The sequence below is a fragment of the Bacillus sp. UNC125MFCrub1.1 genome, from assembly GCF_000701305.1.
GTDB lineage: Bacteria > Bacillota > Bacilli > Bacillales > Bacillaceae > Bacillus > Bacillus altitudinis.
In genome coordinates, this window is record NZ_JNIG01000009.1 from 594562 (window position 1) to 610721 (window position 16160).

The 16160-nt window shown below is 40.3% G+C and carries 17 protein-coding genes; 11 read left to right on the forward strand and 6 right to left on the reverse strand.

Annotated features, from left to right (window positions below):
• Window positions 1–30 precede the first annotated feature (30 nt).
• The 4 genes from N521_RS03240 to N521_RS03255 all read left to right on the forward strand — a co-directional run bounded on the left by N521_RS03240 (window position 31) and on the right by N521_RS03255 (window position 3228).
• Window positions 31–708: an amino acid ABC transporter permease gene (locus N521_RS03240; RefSeq protein ID WP_081832172.1), complete on the forward strand. Its 678-nt coding sequence runs from the start codon at window positions 31–33 to the stop codon at window positions 706–708.
• 10 nt (window positions 709–718) lie between these two features.
• Window positions 719–1459: an amino acid ABC transporter ATP-binding protein gene (locus N521_RS03245; RefSeq protein ID WP_035389775.1), complete on the forward strand. Its 741-nt coding sequence runs from the start codon at window positions 719–721 to the stop codon at window positions 1457–1459.
• Between the two features lie 193 nt (window positions 1460–1652).
• Window positions 1653–2861 (forward strand): ammonium transporter, encoded by a 1209-nt coding sequence (locus N521_RS03250; protein WP_035389777.1) that lies wholly within the window; start codon window positions 1653–1655, stop codon window positions 2859–2861.
• Window positions 2862–2880: 19 nt separating this feature from the next.
• Window positions 2881–3228 carry a P-II family nitrogen regulator gene (locus tag N521_RS03255; RefSeq protein ID WP_007497589.1) on the forward strand — a complete coding sequence of 116 codons (348 nt, stop codon included), beginning with the start codon at window positions 2881–2883 and terminating at the stop codon, window positions 3226–3228.
• 86 nt (window positions 3229–3314) lie between these two features.
• Here N521_RS03255 and N521_RS03260 read toward each other — a convergent pair whose 3' ends face one another.
• The gene (locus N521_RS03260; RefSeq protein WP_035389779.1) at window positions 3315–4211 is read right to left on the reverse strand and encodes a stage II sporulation protein SpoIIQ; all 897 of its coding nucleotides are present in this window, start codon (window positions 4209–4211) and stop codon (window positions 3315–3317) included.
• 127 nt (window positions 4212–4338) lie between these two features.
• Between N521_RS03260 and N521_RS03265 the strand changes: the two genes are divergently transcribed.
• The 5 genes from N521_RS03265 to rpsN all read left to right on the forward strand — a co-directional run bounded on the left by N521_RS03265 (window position 4339) and on the right by rpsN (window position 7296).
• Complete coding sequence (locus N521_RS03265; protein ID WP_035389781.1) at window positions 4339–4836, forward strand: GNAT family N-acetyltransferase; 498 nt, start codon at window positions 4339–4341, stop codon at window positions 4834–4836.
• A gap of 184 nt (window positions 4837–5020) precedes the next feature.
• On the forward strand, window positions 5021–5443 hold the full coding sequence (locus tag N521_RS03270; protein WP_025208123.1) for a DUF5362 family protein: 423 nt from the start codon (window positions 5021–5023) through the stop codon (window positions 5441–5443).
• Window positions 5444–5583: 140 nt separating this feature from the next.
• On the forward strand, window positions 5584–5733 hold the full coding sequence (rpmG, locus tag N521_RS03275; protein WP_003214771.1) for a 50S ribosomal protein L33: 150 nt from the start codon (window positions 5584–5586) through the stop codon (window positions 5731–5733).
• Window positions 5734–5813: 80 nt separating this feature from the next.
• Complete coding sequence (locus tag N521_RS03280) at window positions 5814–7010, forward strand: GTP-binding protein (protein ID WP_025208124.1); 1197 nt, start codon at window positions 5814–5816, stop codon at window positions 7008–7010.
• 16 nt (window positions 7011–7026) lie between these two features.
• Window positions 7027–7296, forward strand: a complete 270-nt coding sequence (gene rpsN, locus N521_RS03285) for a 30S ribosomal protein S14 (RefSeq protein ID WP_008343369.1) — start codon at window positions 7027–7029, stop codon at window positions 7294–7296.
• A gap of 254 nt (window positions 7297–7550) precedes the next feature.
• Here rpsN and moaA read toward each other — a convergent pair whose 3' ends face one another.
• Together moaA and fdhD are read right to left on the reverse strand one after the other, a co-directional pair.
• A complete protein-coding gene (moaA, locus tag N521_RS03290; RefSeq protein ID WP_025208125.1) occupies window positions 7551–8558 on the reverse strand; it encodes a GTP 3',8-cyclase MoaA in 1008 nt (335 codons plus the stop codon).
• A gap of 10 nt (window positions 8559–8568) precedes the next feature.
• The gene (gene fdhD, locus N521_RS03295; protein ID WP_025208126.1) at window positions 8569–9357 is read right to left on the reverse strand and encodes a formate dehydrogenase accessory sulfurtransferase FdhD; all 789 of its coding nucleotides are present in this window, start codon (window positions 9355–9357) and stop codon (window positions 8569–8571) included.
• A gap of 134 nt (window positions 9358–9491) precedes the next feature.
• Between fdhD and N521_RS03300 the strand changes: the two genes are divergently transcribed.
• Both N521_RS03300 and N521_RS03305 read left to right on the forward strand, forming a co-directional pair.
• On the forward strand, window positions 9492–10757 hold the full coding sequence (locus N521_RS03300) for an L-lactate MFS transporter (RefSeq protein ID WP_025208127.1): 1266 nt from the start codon (window positions 9492–9494) through the stop codon (window positions 10755–10757).
• Window positions 10758–10839: 82 nt separating this feature from the next.
• Entirely contained in the window at window positions 10840–13188 is a 2349-nt protein-coding gene (locus tag N521_RS03305; protein WP_035389785.1) for an FdhF/YdeP family oxidoreductase, read from the forward strand.
• A gap of 51 nt (window positions 13189–13239) precedes the next feature.
• On the opposite strand, the gene N521_RS03310 is transcribed toward N521_RS03305, so the two are convergent.
• The 3 genes from N521_RS03310 to spoIID form a co-directional block, all read right to left on the reverse strand.
• A complete protein-coding gene (locus N521_RS03310) occupies window positions 13240–13914 on the reverse strand; it encodes a VWA domain-containing protein (RefSeq protein WP_025208129.1) in 675 nt (224 codons plus the stop codon).
• Between the two features lie 81 nt (window positions 13915–13995).
• On the reverse strand, window positions 13996–14694 hold the full coding sequence (locus N521_RS03315; protein ID WP_008343379.1) for a VWA domain-containing protein: 699 nt from the start codon (window positions 14692–14694) through the stop codon (window positions 13996–13998).
• 324 nt (window positions 14695–15018) lie between these two features.
• Window positions 15019–16041, reverse strand: a complete 1023-nt coding sequence (gene spoIID / locus N521_RS03320; RefSeq protein ID WP_035389787.1) for a stage II sporulation protein D — start codon at window positions 16039–16041, stop codon at window positions 15019–15021.
• Window positions 16042–16160 lie beyond the last annotated feature (119 nt).

The window sequence follows — 16160 nt, forward strand, 5'->3', positions numbered from 1 at the left end:
TGCGCCTTTCTCTAGGCGCACTTTCTTCAAATGGAGATGATTGTTTTGCCTACCTTATCACACTTTTTTCAAACGCTGATTGATTCTAGAGGCGTTTTCTTAGAAGGAATGCTGCTCACCTTACAACTCACTGTCATCAGTATTTTCATCGGCATGTTCATCGGGCTTTTCTTTGCCTTACTAAAAATATCCCACGTAGCCGTTTTCGGTTATATCGCAAATGCCTATATCTTCCTTGTACGCGGGACACCACTCATTGTGCAGATTTTTATCCTGTATTTTGGGCTGACAGAATTAAATATACCCGACTTTTGGGCAGCCTCTATTGCGCTTGCCTTCCATAACGGTGCCTATATAGCAGAAATATTCAGAGGGGCGATTCAATCAATCGATCAAGGTCAAAAAGAAGCAGGACGTTCTCTTGGCATGGGGCGATTTCTAACCATGAGACGTATCATTCTACCGCAAGCGATGCGGCGCGCCCTTCCCCCTCTCGGCAATCAGTTTATCATCGGCTTAAAAGATTCATCACTTGCTGCCTTCATCAGCGTCAATGAACTCTTTAACATAGCCACTACTCAAGGCTCCAACAGTTTTGACAACATGACGTACTTACTTGTCGTGGCTGTCTATTACTTAGTTCTTGTCCTGCTGTTAACATTCGCTGTGCAAACCGTTGAGAAGAAACTATCAGTCAGTGATCATTAGGAGGAGAAGCATGACAGAATCAAAAGAAATCATTCGTGTTGAAAAACTGAATAAATACTTTGGAGAGCTGCATGTCTTAAAAGATATCGATCTCACTGTATATGAAAATGATGTCGTCGTCTTAATTGGTGCAAGCGGCTCTGGGAAAAGCACCTTGCTCCGTTGTATGAATTTTTTAGAAATAAAAAATGACGGTCAGATCATCATTGATGGCAGTCCCGTTCATCCAAAACGAGATCAATTAAACGAAATGAGGCAGAAAATAGGCATGGTGTTTCAGCATTTTAATCTCTTTCCGCACAAAACCGTGCTTGAAAACATCATCGAAGCACCGGTCATGGTGAAAAAAACAAAGAAAGCACAAGCGATAACTGAAGCCAATATCTTATTAGAGAAAGTCGGACTAGCGGATAAAGCAAAAGTGTACCCTTCAAAGCTATCAGGCGGTCAAAAACAGCGCGTTGCCATCGCACGAGCTCTCGCCATGAAGCCCGATGTCATGTTATTTGACGAGCCTACTTCTGCGCTGGACCCAGAGCTTGTAGGCGAAGTGCTGCAAACCATGAAAAGTCTTGCCAAAGAAGGCATGACAATGGTCATCGTCACTCATGAAATGGGCTTCGCAAAAGAAGTAGCTGACCGAGTTGTTTATATGCATGAAGGACGAATTGTCGAACAAGGTACCCCATCAGAATTATTTGATTCTCCTCAAGAGGAGCGAACCAAATTGTTTCTCAGTTCGATTTTATAGGTCAAACGCCCTTTATTTTTCGTCGTTCATACACGTTTATTCTCATTTTTTACGAACTTTTCATCCATTTATATTGATAATGACCAAAAAACCATGTTAGATAAACTTACATGAATATGTTATATATGACTTTTCTCTCTATAATGAAGAATTAAGAAATCTATTAATTCTGAATGATTCGGGGGAATGCAGCATGCAAATGGGTGATACAGTATTTATGTTCTTCTGCGCACTACTCGTGTGGTTAATGACACCGGGTTTAGCCTTATTCTACGGAGGACTTGTGAGAAGTAAAAACGTGTTAAGTACGACAATGCACAGCTTAACCTCACTAGCCATTGTCTCTATCGTCTGGATCGTGTTTGGCTATTCACTGGCCTTTGCGCCAGGCAATGCATGGATCGGAGGCTTTGACTGGGTTGGACTAAAAGGCGTTGGCTTTGAACCTGGTTCATATAGTGATACGATTCCACATTCATTGTTCATGATGTTCCAAATGACCTTTGCCGTCCTCACAACAGCCATTATCTCTGGTGCCTTCGCTGAACGTATTCGTTACTCAGCGGTGGTCGTGTTTACACTCCTTTGGGTCACATTTGTATACGCTCCAGTCGCACACTGGGTATGGGGTGGCGGCTGGATTGGCGAAATGGGAGCACTTGACTTCGCCGGTGGAAACGTCGTCCACATATCATCCGGTGTGGCTGGTCTAGTCGTAGCCATTGTTCTCGGGAAGCGAAAAGAAGCGGCAAACTCTTCTCCGCATAACTTGATCTACACACTTCTTGGCGGAGCTGTGATTTGGTTTGGCTGGTTTGGGTTTAACGTAGGAAGTGCCCTCACATTAGATAGTGTCGCCATGTATGCCTTTATTAACACGAATACAGCAGCTGCTGCAGGAATCATCGGCTGGCTGTTAGTCGAATGGATGATCAACAAAAAACCAACGATGCTAGGTGCAATCTCTGGCGCCATTGCAGGCCTAGTAGCGATTACACCTGCCGCAGGTTTTGTCACACCATTCGCTTCGATCATCATCGGAATCATCGGCGGAATCGTTTGTTTCTGGGGCGTCTATTCACTCAAAGCCAAGTTCGGCTATGACGATGCACTGGATGCATTCGGTCTCCACGGAATCGGCGGTACGTGGGGAGGCATTGCTACAGGCCTTTTCGCCACTACATCTGTCAATGATGGCGGAGCCAACGGCTTATTTTACGGCGATCCAAGCTTACTTTGGAAACAAGTTGTCGCCATCGTGGCCACATACGTCTTTGTTGCAGTTGTCACATACGTGATCATCAAAGTCGTCAACATCTTCTTCAAGATCCGCGCAACTGAAGAAGAAGAATCAGTCGGTCTTGATTTAACGATGCACGGCGAAAAAGCATATCAAGATTAAAGAAAAAAGGGGTGTCTCTATGAGCAAAATGTATAAAGTGGAGATTGTCACACGTCCAGCTAATTTTGAAACATTAAAGGTGGAGCTTGGAAAGATTGGTGTCACCTCGATTACCTTTTCCAATGTGCACGGCTGCGGATTACAAAAGGGACATACGGAACTATACCGTGGCGTCAAAAAGGAAAGCAATGTGTACGAACGTTTAAAGATTGAAATCGTCTTAAGCAAAGTACCTGTTGAACAGGTCGTGGAAACAGCACAGAAAGTACTGCGTACAGGCGAACCAGGGGATGGGAAGATTTTTATATATGAGATAGAAAATACAATCAACATTCGGACAGGTGAAGAAGGACCTGCCGCCTTATAGCATCCCCTCCGCCATATGGCGGAGGTTTTTTTAAAGACAGAAAAAAACCTCTGTGCATTTATCTACACAGAGGATCTGACATGACATTAAGATTGTTTTGTTTCTTCTGACTGACTGCGGTCTTTAGAGGAATCAGAAGACTTTTCTTGATCAGAGGATTTCCCCTTCTCATCAGACTTATCTTCAGATTTTTCTTCAGCCGGCTCTTTTGCCTTATCGTCAGCAGCAGGTTCCTTCATTTTGTCATCAGCTTTTGGCTGAGCAGGTTCTTTTGCTTCTTCCGTCACTTCTTGCGCTGCTTTTTCAATGGAAGAAACAGGCTTATCAATGAAGCTAAGCGGATTAAGCGCTAAACCTTCCATACGAATTTCAAAGTGAACATGGTTGCCGCTTTCAGCACCATATAGATTCTTACCAGAAGCACCGATGACATCATTCTGTTTCACTTCATCGCCTTCTTTTACACTCACTTGAGACAACGATTGATACACAGTAGACAATCCATCTTCATGTTCAATTTCAACAACGTGACCGAGAACTGGATCTTTTTTCGCCTGAACGACTGTTCCACTAAGAGCAGCTGTGACATCAAACACTTTGCCATCTTTATCTGCAAGATCAATACCTTTGCTTAAGGTATAGGTGTTATTATAGTTTACAAGTGCTGCTTCTTTTTCTTTTTGATCAGCATCTGCTTCATAGAACTTTTTCACGACAGAAACATTCTCAGAATTCTGGACCGGCATAGCAACATTTTCAATTGGCTTTCCAACTTCAACGGCATCATCACGCTGTTCTTGTCCTGTTTGATTTCCATCAGATAGTTGGTCTTTCACATCTTTCGATACAGCTTGATACCAAAGAACGGCTGTTAACACGACCGCTGCGCTGACCAAGTAAATAGCAGGGAATACCCAGCGCTTACGGAAAAATTGCTGAACTTTTGTGATTTTGGAAGTACGTTTCTTTTCTTCCTCTCTCATTTTTCATCACCTCAGCAACATTCTGAACACTTTTCAAAAAATATATACACACGAAATCATTTTTCTTTTTATTTTGCGCAATCGCATCAATAATATGTATGATGAATGAAAAAAGATGGGGGTACATATGGTGAAAACTTTCAACCGCATGGCAACAGAAGATGACCTCAAAGAGATCGTCGATATCTACAATTCAACGATTGCTTCAAGAGAAGTAACGGCCGATACTGAACCTGTTACAGTAGAAGACCGCCGTCAGTGGTTTTTGAATCATTCAGAGAAACGTCCTCTCTATGTGAAAACAGATGAGGAAGGAAATATCTACGGCTGGCTCAGTTTTGAAACGTTTTACGGCAGTCCCGCATACAACGGTACGGTTGAAATGAGTATTTATTTGAACCAAAACTATCGAGGAAAAGGTTTAGGGTCAATGTTCTTACAAGAGGCGCTCGAATTGGCACCCTCATTAGGCATCCGAACGTTACTTGCCTTTATTTTTGGCCACAACGAAGCCAGCATCAAATTATTTAAGAAGCACGGCTTTGAGACTTGGGGACATTTACCACGCATCGCAGAAATGGACGGCAATCGGTACGACTTAGATATTTTAGGAAAAGAGTTATAAACGGAGCGTCTCTTGAAGAAAGAGACGCTTTGTCTTCTTTTCAGATTGATAGTTCGAAAATCATTTAATTATCATAAAAAGTAAATAAATGATGAAAAAAAATCAATTGATCAACATTCACTCTTCCTAAAGTACTACATGCTCCAGTATGATAAAGAATGAGTACATAAAGGAGTGAACACAATTGCAACAAACTGAGAAAATCATTCAATCTCTTCATTCAATAACAAAGTGGGGAAAGGTTGGGAGCATCTTTCTCTATATTTCAGGTGGTCTGTCCATCCTCAGTGGGTTTTGGCTTGTTCTTCCTGCTGCCATTGGCGTTTTTCTGATTATGATGGGAATTCATGTCCAAAAATCCGTGAAAGCAGCTGAACAATTGATTCAAGCGCCTGATACTTCTTACGAAGAATTATTGGTACAATATGCTAAGATGATGAAAATGCAAACACTGTTTGCGATTTCAAGTATTGCCGCCGTTATTCTCTCATTCATCGCTATCGTTTTGATGTTTATACTAGGCGGGCTAGCCTTTCTCCAAGAACTCCCTACTGATGTCCAACAGTACGAAGATTATTACGAAGAAGAACTTGGTGACTTTTATTAATGAAAAGGGGTATCAATGAAATACGATACCCCTTTTTTATTTGAGTTGGTATAGACTTGATACTAAACTTGACAATCAGCCTTTATCATTTTAAAATACAAATCGTAATCATTACGAAATAAAGGAGGATTATAGCAATTATGCGCGTGAAAATCACCTTAGCCTGTACTGAAACAGGTGACAGAAACTATATCACTACAAAAAATAAACGAACGAACCCAGACCGATTGGAGTTAAAAAAATATTCTCCACGATTAAAGAAATACACCCTTCATCGGGAAACAAAATAATTTTTAAGATTTAAATCGTAATCATTACTATATAAGTGAGGCGGCATACAAAATGAGCATGTTCAAAAGGACTAAAACAAATGGATAAAAGAATACCTGTCACAGTTCTAAGCGGCTTTTTAGGAGCTGGAAAAACCACGATATTGAATCATGTTCTTCAGAATCGTAAAGGGCTAAAAGTAGCTGTTATTGTCAATGACATGAGTGAAATAAACATTGATGCGGAATTAGTTAAGCAAGGCGGCGAACTCTCTCGATCAGATGAGAAACTGGTTGAACTATCTAATGGTTGTATTTGTTGCACATTGAGAGAAGATTTATTAATTGAAGTAGAACGCCTTTGTAAGGCTGGGAATATCGATTATATTGTTATTGAATCTACAGGTATTAGTGAACCAATTCCTGTCGCTCAAACTTTCTCTTACATTGATGAAGAAATGGGCATAGATTTGACACGTTTTTGCAGATTAGACACGATGGTAACGGTGGTAGATGCAAACCGTTTCTGGACAGATTTCCAGTCAGGAGAAAGTTTATTGGATCGTAAAGAAGCAGTTTCAGATGATGATGAACGAGAGATTTCCGATTTACTTATTGATCAAATTGAATTTTGTGATGTGCTCATTATCAATAAATGTGATCTTGTATCAGCATCAGAACTAGATCGGCTTGAGCATGTGTTAACCAAACTTCAACCAGAAGCAACCATTATTAGAACCTCTAAAGGTAATGTACAGCCTAGTGATATTTTGAATACTGGTTTATTCGATTTTGAAAAATCTAGTGCTTCTGCGGGCTGGATCAAAGAAATTAATGCTGGACACTCTCAGCATACGCCTGAAACAGAAGAATACCAAATCTCATCTTTTGTTTATGAAAGAAGGCTCCCTTTTCATACTGGCAGACTGAATTCATGGTTAGATCAAATGCCAGAGCAAATCGTTCGAGCGAAAGGATTTACATGGCTAGCGACACATCATGATTTAACCATTTTAATTTCACAAGCCGGAAAATCTGTGGCAATTGAACCAATCGCATACTGGATTGCTGCCTTGCCTGAGCAAGAACGATCACGGATCTTAAATCAGGAACCAGACATTCTAGATGAGTGGGATGTAGAGTTTGGTGATCGACATACAAAACTTGTATTTATCGGTGTAGATTTACCTAAAGCAGATATTATTCGTACACTAGATCAATGCTTACTTACACCTGAAGAATTTGATCAAGATTGGACAACGTTTGAAGACCCCTTTCAATGGAACATACACACTTAAACCAGGAGGGTTTTAAATGGCAAAGAAATCAAAGATAGCAAAAGAAAAAAAGCGGCAGCAGCTCGTTTTGAAATATGCACAATTAAGGAAAGAGCTAAAAGAAAAAGGTGACTATGAAGCTTTGCAGAAACTACCTAGAGACTCTTCACCCACTCGCTTAAAAAACCGCTGTGAATTAACTGGCCGTCCTAGAGGTTACTTGAGAAAATTTAAAATGTCTCGAATTGCTTTTCGTGAGCTTGCCTATAAAGGACAGATTCCAGGAGTGAAAAAATCGAGTTGGTAAAGATTGATTTGATCTTAGCATAGTTCCTATCAATGTAAAGCAGGACAAAATGAATAAAAATCTCTTTTTCATCCTTACTCCGTCAATTTTGAGGTACAAAATAGCATTTTAAAAAACAGCAGAATCTCTGCTGTTTTTTTATGGGGCCGAGCCTTATAGGAAAGATTGTCCTGATGTTAAAAGAAGATTTTCAACAGTGATTATAGCATTTTCTCTTCTTTTCAAAAATCGATGATCATGATACTTTGTTGTCATTACCCGCCGATGTAGGACATCTCAACTTTTTTCTGATCTTTCTTTTGCTCTCTCTCAGCTGAATATTGATCCTGTCTGTTTGACCAAAGTTCCTTCAATATGTTCACTAGGTATTCATCATTTTCTGAATTACGGATGAATCGTCTCAGATCAAAACCCGATGATGCAAAAAGACAGGTGAATAATTCGCCACGTGCAGATAGTCTAGCTCTATTACAAGATCCACAAAAAGCATCTGAAACGGAAGAAATAATACCAATCTCTCCTGACCCATCCTCATAAAAATAACGATTGGCTACTTCCCCTTGATATCGAGGAGGTTCTGGTTTGATAGGGTATTTTGAATGAATTAGCTCCATAATCTCTTTTTTCGTCAATACATGCTTGAGGTTCCATTTGTTCGTATTGCCAACATCCATGAATTCAATAAATCGTAGAATGTGTCCTTCTTTTTTAAAATAGGCTGCCATTGGTAAGATATCTTGATCATTCACACCTTTTTGGACAACCATATTGATCTTAATAGCAAGTCCAGCTTTTTTTGCAGCCTCTATCCCATCAAATACTTTTTGGATAGAAATGTGTCTTCCATTCATCTGCTTAAAACGATCTGGATTTAAAGAATCTAAACTAATGGTGACTCTATTCAGACCTGCTTTCTTTAGCTTATTTGCGTACAAAGGTAACAGCGTTCCATTGGTTGTCATCGCGATGTCTTCAATACCTGGAATTTTTGCGAGTTTTTCTATCAAAACGGGCAAATCTTTACGCATTAAAGGTTCACCGCCTGTAATACGTAATTTCACCACACCTAATTCCTTTGCAAAAAGCGCAGCAAGTCGTTCAATTTCCTCGAAGCTAAGCAGCTCTTCTTTATCTAAAAAAGGATAATCTGGTCCAAAGATTTCAGCAGGCATACAGTACGTACATCTAAAATTACAGCGATCTGTTACGGATATTCTTAAATCGCGCAATGGCCGATGTCTTTTATCCAAAATACTGACCATACTTAGCCTCCTATTCTGTAATACGCTGATGATGAGTATAGATATTAAAAGATTCTCCTCTTACGAATCCAACTGTTGTAATATTTAATTCTTCTGCCATTTTAAGTGCTAACTCAGTAGGAGCTGATTTTGATATGACGATTGATACTCCTAATTTTGCTGCCTTCAACAGAACTTCAGATGATATCCGGCCGCTAAATACAAGGATTTTATCTCTCAGTAGGATTTTATGAAGTAAACAATATCCATAGATTTTATCCAACGCATTATGCCGTCCTATATCCGTCCTAGTGATGAATAGCTTTTCTGTATCACACAGTCCAGCATTATGGACACCACCAGTATGTTGAAATAACTGACTTTCCTCCTGTAAACATTTCATTAAATGAATACAAGTTTCAGCAGAAATACTGATTCGGTCAATGGCTGTTTTTGCCGTCTTCACATCTTGGAGAAAATAAAAATGCCTTCCTTTCCCACAGCAAGATCCGATCACTCGTTTTGTAAAATCTGAGGATTGGAAATGAGTTGAGTGATGTAAGTCAACATATGCAAAACCCATACTTTCATCTATTGTAAACCTTTTAATCTCTTTTTCAAATCGAATGACTCCTTCTGAAGCTAAAAAACCGATCACCAATTCTTTCAAATGATCTGGTGAACAAACGAGTGTGACAAACTCTTCACCATTTACCAGCACGGTTAAAGGGAATTCTTCTACAACTTCATCTGTTTTACATGTCATTTGACCTTTGCGATATTGGTGTATGCGCCGTTTCGTTTTAACAGAAGGATTCATGATCTGATCTTCCTTTCAACACAAATTTAGTTATATGAACCAGACGAATTGTGATATTATTTTAAAAAGTCATAAAAATGTAACATATTTCTATCTTATCAAACTTTTTGTTTGCTTTATATGGAGGGAACACAATGAATAAAACAAAAAATCGTTGGCTGATCGCTACAAGTGCTGTGGGGATTCATTTATCTATCGGATCTGTTTATGCATGGAGTGTTTTTACGAATCCTTTACATCAAACCTTTCAATGGTCATTAACAGAAATAAGCCTGACATTTAGCATCGCTATTTTATTTTTAGGTTTATCAGCTGCCTTTATGGGGCATTTCGTTGAAAAGTATGGGCCGAGGGCATCAGGGCTCTTCTCAGCTATTTTCTTCGGCATTGGGATGACTGGATCAGGGTTTGCTGTCCACATGTCTTCATTACCTCTCCTCTATTTATTTTATGGTGTACTCGCTGGAATCGGATTAGGTGTAGGCTATATTGCTCCAGTATCAACATTAGTCAAATGGTTTCCAGATCGAAGAGGACTCGCAACGGGTTTAGCCATTATGGGTTTTGGATTTGCTTCTCTGATTTGCAGTCCCATTATTCAATTTCTCATTGAAAAAGTTGATATTGCAAATACCTTCTATATTCTCGGAATCTCTTATTTTATCATCATGGTCGTTTCATCTCTTTATTTATCACCACCAACACCTGATGATGTCAAACAATTTAACGTGCTAAAAACAAGCCAAAGGAAAATTCCTCAAGATTTATCACAGCTCACCGCAAATGAAGCCATTAAAACACGGCGTTTTTATTATTTGTGGGTCATGCTCTTTATTAATATCACATGCGGAATTGCTATTATTTCTGTAGCATCACCGCTTGCTCAAGAAAGTGTTGGTTTCACGGCGGGTGCAGCAGCTACTCTTGTTGGAATTTTAGGTGCTTTTAATGGGCTAGGACGGATCGGATGGGCATCCTTCTCTGATTATATCGGAAGGCCAAATACGTATACGATTTTCTTTACTATACAGCTCATTGCTTTTCCCTTACTTCCCTACTTAAAAGAACCGCTCATCTTTTCAATCGTGATGGCAATCATTTATACGTGTTACGGAGGAGGGTTTGCTTCAATTCCAGCCTATATCGGAGATTTATTTGGTACGAAGCAGCTAGGTGCCATACACGGTTATATTCTCACCGCTTGGGCCGCTGCTGGTTTAGCAGGACCTTTATTTTCCTCCTTTATTCGTGACATTACAGGCAATTACACACAAAGTCTCATGGTCTTCTCTGGCCTATTTTTCATTGCGTTTATCATATCTCTTCTCATTCGGAAGGACATTAAACAACTTCGTGAATCAAATCTTACTGCTCCTTCTTCTGTCACGGTCCGCTCTTAATATGAATTTGACAGAATGACAATCTACAGGTAATTTTTAGATATGAAAACGCTTTACAAAATGATAGGAGGGTGACGATATCATGGGAAAAACAAAACACAAGGGGCCTATTAAACTCAACAAAAAACCCTCACCAAAGCTATGGGCCTCTTTTGCTCCTATGGGGCTCGGAAAAGTAAAACCGAAACACATTCGAGACACGATGAAAGTGGCATGGGAGAACAAAGATAATCTCCCCTATGCGTACCGTATATTGACTCAGGGCGTTTGTGACGGCTGTGCTCTTGGTGTATCAGGTTTATACGATCAAACACTAGCAGGACCCCATATATGCACGACAAGACTGAATGTGTTACGACTTAACACAATGCCAGCTATTGATCCAAAATGGTTCGAAGATATTGAGCGGCTCAAACAAATGGATAGCACGTCTCTTCGAAAACTTGGGCGTATTCCTTATCCCCTGATTCGAAAAAAAGGTGAGAATGCCTTTACACGCATTTCTTGGGATAGTGCATTAGATCAAATCGCCGCTAAAATCAAATCGATTGATAAACGTCAGCTTGCTTTCTATTTAACGGCTAGAGGGATTACAAATGAAGTGTACTATACTGCGGCGAAAGCTGCGCGATTTATTGGAACAAATCATATCGATAATGCTTCTCGTATTTGCCATTCACCAAGCAAAACCGCTCTTAAACGCTCCCTTGGTATAGGTGCATCCAGCTGCAATTACAGTGATTGGATTGGAACAGATGTATTGATATTTTGGGGCTCTGTTGCAGCAAACAACCAGCCGGTTTCGACTAAATATATGTACGCCGCTAAAAAGAAAGGAACCAAGATCATTGTCATCAATCCATATAAAGAGCCTGCAATGGAAAAATATTGGGTCCCTTCTATCCCAGAAAGTGCTTTATTCGGCACAAAAATAGCGGATGATTTTTATCAAGTCAATATAGGCGGCGATATTGCGTTTATGAATGGTGTCATCAAACATTGGTTTGATATGGAGGAACAAGCGCCCCATTCCGCTCTTGACCATGAATTTATCCAAGCGCATACAACCGGCATAAAAGATGTAAAACAGCATGTCACTCAGTTAAAATGGTCGGATCTCGAAGCATCGTCAGGCTTATCTAAAGAAAGAATGAAGGAATTCGCTGTACTGCTTGCCAATGCCAATTCAGGGGTGTTTATTTGGAGTATGGGTCTCACTCAGCATCGCTTTGCAACTGATAATATATCACAAGTCGCAAACCTTGCCATGTTACGCGGATTTATTGGCAGAAAACATTGTGGCGTTATGCCTATTCGTGGCCATAGCGGTGTCCAAGGTTCAGGCGAAATGGGTGCCGATCCATTCGTATTGCCCGGCAGTGATTTTGATGAAGAGAATATTAAAAGAATCGAGAAGATATGGGGATTTGATATTCCAAAATGGCATGGTGACACGATTGGGCAATCATTTGAAAAAATGGCTCTTCCAAAAGAACACCCGCAAAAGCTGAAGATGCTGTTTACTAGCGGTGGAAACTTTTTAGAAACGATGCCAAATCCTGAAGCGATTGAAAAAGCACTATCCGAGCTTGAACTCCGTGTCCATCAAGATATTATTTTGAACACCTCTACACTGGTAGAAGCAGAAGAGACTGTGATTGTTCTGCCTGCAATGACAAGATATGAACAGCCAGGTGGCGGTACATCAACCAGTACGGAACGCATGGTGTATTTTAGTCCGGAAATTGAAGGACCTCGCATTGAAGAAGCTAGAGCTGAATGGGACATTTATATTGACCTAGCAAAAAGAGTTCGCCCAGAAGATGTGAAGCTGATTCATTTTGACCATGCTGAAGACATTCGTCGTGAGATTGCCATCGCAAATCGGAACTATGATGGGATCCAGCATTTGCGTCATAAAGGGGATGTCTTTCAATGGGGTGGCGCATGGCTTTGCGAAGATGGGGTGTGTCCAACACCGGATGGAAAAGGACACCTGCTTCCAGCACAGCTGCCTCAATATCGAAAAACTGAGGGGCATTTCAATATCACGACAAGACGAGGCAAGCAATTCAACTCTATGATTTACAGTGAAAAGGATGCCTTTAATGGTGGAAAGCGGCATTCTATCTTGATGAATGAAGAAGATGCGAAAGAGCTTTACGTCCAAGAAGGCGATCCCGTTGTCCTTTTTAATCAATATGGATCCTACCAAGGAGTTGCTCAATTCGGAGAGCTGAAACGTGGAAATATCGCAGTTTATTGGCCTGAAGGAAACGTGTTAATACCAAAAGGAGTTTACGAAAGCTATTCCCAGATTCCAGAATACAATACCACCGCAATATTAGAAAAAGCCGAAACCTTTCATGCAAGAAAAGATCAGCACTACGTGGAGAAACGGATTGATGAATTGGAAACGACTTTAAATTGATCCTTTATGAAAAAACAGCTGGGGGTTTCTCCCCAGCTGTCTATTCATATCCTATTGACCAAAAGAGTTCGCTTCTTTTTGAAGAATATGATTCAATTCTTCTGCATTTGCTGCTGGTTGATATTGTCCACCACCAGCTTTGGCAACAGATTTTAGACTTTTTGCTTCTTTTTCATTTACATCGAAGCCAATGATATTGACGATTGTGTCAATACCTTCTTCATGTAATTGCTTCGCTGCTTGTGATGGGCTTCCGCCACATGTTTCCTCACCATCGCTGACAACATATACAATATTTTTTCCTTTAGCTTGGTGATCTTCAAAATCTTGTTTCGTATCAGTTAATGCTTTGGCAAGTGGTGTCCATCCTGTTGGACCATACACATTTAGCGCTTGTTGAAAGGTTGCTTGCTCATATGTTCCAAATCCATAAACTGCTTCGGAACTTGCACAAGAAACGGCTTTTCCTGCATTTTTATTCGTTCCTTCATGACCAAAAACACGAAGCAAGACTTGTGTATCTTCTGATAAAATACTTGCGAAACTTTGGATCGAGCGTTTTGCGATATCGATTTTCTTTTCGCCTTCAACCGATTGTGCCATGCTTCCGCTTAAATCAAGTAAAATCACCACATGAGCAGGCTCCTTTTTCGTTACAGCATGAGCTGGTGAAGAAAGAAGCAGAACAAGACTCGCTAAAATGGTTAATATAATATTTCTTTTCATTAAAAAATCTCCCTTTTTTTCATTTGTACAGAAAAAGAGAAACGAAAGCATCAATCAATCGTTTCCCTTTTCTTCAGCAAGTTATTCGTGTAGTTTTAATGATTCTGCTGTAAGGATAGAACCCATTTCTTTCCCAGTGCTTGCTTGGTAGTAATGACCTTTACCAGCTTTAGCTACTTGCTTCAATTGACCTTCATAGCCATCGTTAAAGTCTAATCCAATCACATTGACTACAGTAGATCCTTTTGAGTTATGAAGCTCTTTCGCTACTTTCACTGGATCTCCACCACAAGTTTCTTCACCATCAGTAATTAAGTACACAATGTGTTTTGTTCCCTTATGAAGCTGTTTATCCGCTTGCTTTGCACTTTCAAGAGCACGTGCAATCGGTGTCCAGCCATTTGGTCCAAGACCGTTTAGAGAGTTTTCGAAACTATCCTTTTCATAAGGCTGAACGCCATAAACGCCTCTAATGACTTCACATGATTGAGCTTTACCTGAGTTTTTGTTGTTTCCTTCAGACCCAAACAAACTCATACGGATTTTAGCATCTTTCGGAAGAGACTGAGCAAATTTAAATACCTCTTGTTTTGCTAAATCGAATTTGCGCTCTCCATCCACTTTTCTTGCCATACTTCCACTTGCATCAAGTAAGATGGTCACTCTTACATCTTTCTTATGTTTTTTGGCTGATGCTGCTTCTGCAAATACTGGTGAAGAGATTGACATTGATAATGTCAATACAGCTAAGGTTACGAGTGTAAATACTTTTTTCAACATGCTTTTCCTTCCTCCTTATGTATTTGATTGAAACATCTTAATCGTAAAATATTCTGTCTTGGAATGGTATAGGACTCGATCCCTTTTTCTCTTTCATCAAAATCACTAAAATTCTGTCAGATGTCTAGATATATTCACCTAGCGACTCTTTTGTCACCCACGTTTTCTCATTCTTTCGAGGGGCTTTGTATCGGCCATCGGTTCTTGTCGGGATGTAAATGTTTAAGATTTCCTGAGGTGCGCCTTAAGTCGCAATTTGTCACATTCTGTTCATACCTCTTCACACATAAAAAAAGATGCCCCCATTTTGAGGCACCTTTGCTTTTATTTCTTAGCCATATATGTGTTCAGAAAGCGATCAGCTGATTCAATTTTTATCCCTTGATAATAATGTTTCACGATCGCCTCTACTTTTTTGCCTGACTGTGCCATATAATGTGCACCATACTGACTCATGCCCACACCATGACCATACCCTTTTGTCGTAATCACGATTTGCTGACCCTTTCGTTCCCATGTAAAGTCTGCAGAGTGCAATCCTAGTGATTCGCGAATGTCTCTGCCCGACAATGTTTTTCCGTTAATGACGGCTTTGGCTACTTGATTGCCTGGTGTTCGTTCTACAATTTCTCCCACCTGCTGCTGGCCAAGGATCACACCCAGTTTTTGCTGAAATTCGCTCACTGTGATGGTTTTCTTGTTTTGGAATTTGGGTGATTTTTCGTCCCATTTGCTTGAGACGCTTTTCAAATAAGGGATTTCATTTTTCCAATAAGCTTCTGCATTTTCGGTTTTCCCATTACTTGTTGAAAAGAAGGAAGCATCAATTGGTTTTTCGTCATACGTCAGTACTTTCCCTTGTGTACTGGCGACCGCTTCTGTGACCTTTTTTAATTTCCAATTGTACGCTTTTCCCCAAATTTTCTTCAGTTCCTGTTTATTTTTGTACACTTGGAACATTTGGGTGTCATCTACAAGAGAACCCTGTGGAGATTTGACGGTTTTATCAATGATCATTTGTCTGACGATATACGTTCTAGCGGCGAGTGCCTGTGCCTTGAGCGCCTCTATTTCAAAATCGGCTGGCATTTCAGAAGCGACGACACCGATCACATACTCTTCTAAGGGGATGTTTTCTACCTGCTGATGCGCTGAACGGTAGACGGGAATGGAGACGGGTGATTGTTTCAATTTGACTGAACCTTTCACTTCTTTTTTAACTGATGGTTCTGCTGCTACGTGTTGGCTGGCTGCTGGTTTTCCTTGGAACGTCGGCAACACGAGTAAGGTTGGAATCATTAAAATGATGATGCAAATTCCTGCGATTGTCCATATCATTGGTTTCATATTGGCTGCCCCCATTTGTCATTGAATCTCTTTTATCCTATGGGCAAGGACAAGCTAATATGACAGCTTCTTTCATTCATTGGACAAGTCTTTTGGTGATATGTTTGTGCTCTTCATCA

Bases quoted from the DNA above. Each gene is read 5' to 3' on its own strand.
- rpmG (WP_003214771.1), top strand. From the start codon at position 5,584: ATGCGCGTGAAAATCACCTTAGCCTGTACTGAAACAGGTGACAGAAAC.
- N521_RS03255 (WP_007497589.1), top strand. From the start codon at position 2,881: ATGAGCAAAATGTATAAAGTGGAGATTGTCACACGTCCAGCTAATTTT.
- moaA (WP_025208125.1), bottom strand. From the start codon at position 8,558: ATGGTCAGTATTTTGGATAAAAGACATCGGCCATTGCGCGATTTAAGA.
- N521_RS03240 (WP_081832172.1), top strand. From the start codon at position 31: ATGGAGATGATTGTTTTGCCTACCTTATCACACTTTTTTCAAACGCTG.
- N521_RS03250 (WP_035389777.1), top strand. From the start codon at position 1,653: ATGCAAATGGGTGATACAGTATTTATGTTCTTCTGCGCACTACTCGTG.
- N521_RS03280 (WP_025208124.1), top strand. From the start codon at position 5,814: ATGGATAAAAGAATACCTGTCACAGTTCTAAGCGGCTTTTTAGGAGCT.
- N521_RS03305 (WP_035389785.1), top strand. From the start codon at position 10,840: ATGGGAAAAACAAAACACAAGGGGCCTATTAAACTCAACAAAAAACCC.
- rpsN (WP_008343369.1), top strand. From the start codon at position 7,027: ATGGCAAAGAAATCAAAGATAGCAAAAGAAAAAAAGCGGCAGCAGCTC.
- N521_RS03315 (WP_008343379.1), bottom strand. From the start codon at position 14,694: ATGTTGAAAAAAGTATTTACACTCGTAACCTTAGCTGTATTGACATTA.
- N521_RS03265 (WP_035389781.1), top strand. From the start codon at position 4,339: ATGGTGAAAACTTTCAACCGCATGGCAACAGAAGATGACCTCAAAGAG.
- N521_RS03310 (WP_025208129.1), bottom strand. From the start codon at position 13,914: ATGAAAAGAAATATTATATTAACCATTTTAGCGAGTCTTGTTCTGCTT.
- N521_RS03260 (WP_035389779.1), bottom strand. From the start codon at position 4,211: ATGAGAGAGGAAGAAAAGAAACGTACTTCCAAAATCACAAAAGTTCAG.
- fdhD (WP_025208126.1), bottom strand. From the start codon at position 9,357: ATGAATCCTTCTGTTAAAACGAAACGGCGCATACACCAATATCGCAAA.
- N521_RS03300 (WP_025208127.1), top strand. From the start codon at position 9,492: ATGAATAAAACAAAAAATCGTTGGCTGATCGCTACAAGTGCTGTGGGG.
- N521_RS03245 (WP_035389775.1), top strand. From the start codon at position 719: ATGACAGAATCAAAAGAAATCATTCGTGTTGAAAAACTGAATAAATAC.
- spoIID (WP_035389787.1), bottom strand. From the start codon at position 16,041: ATGAAACCAATGATATGGACAATCGCAGGAATTTGCATCATCATTTTA.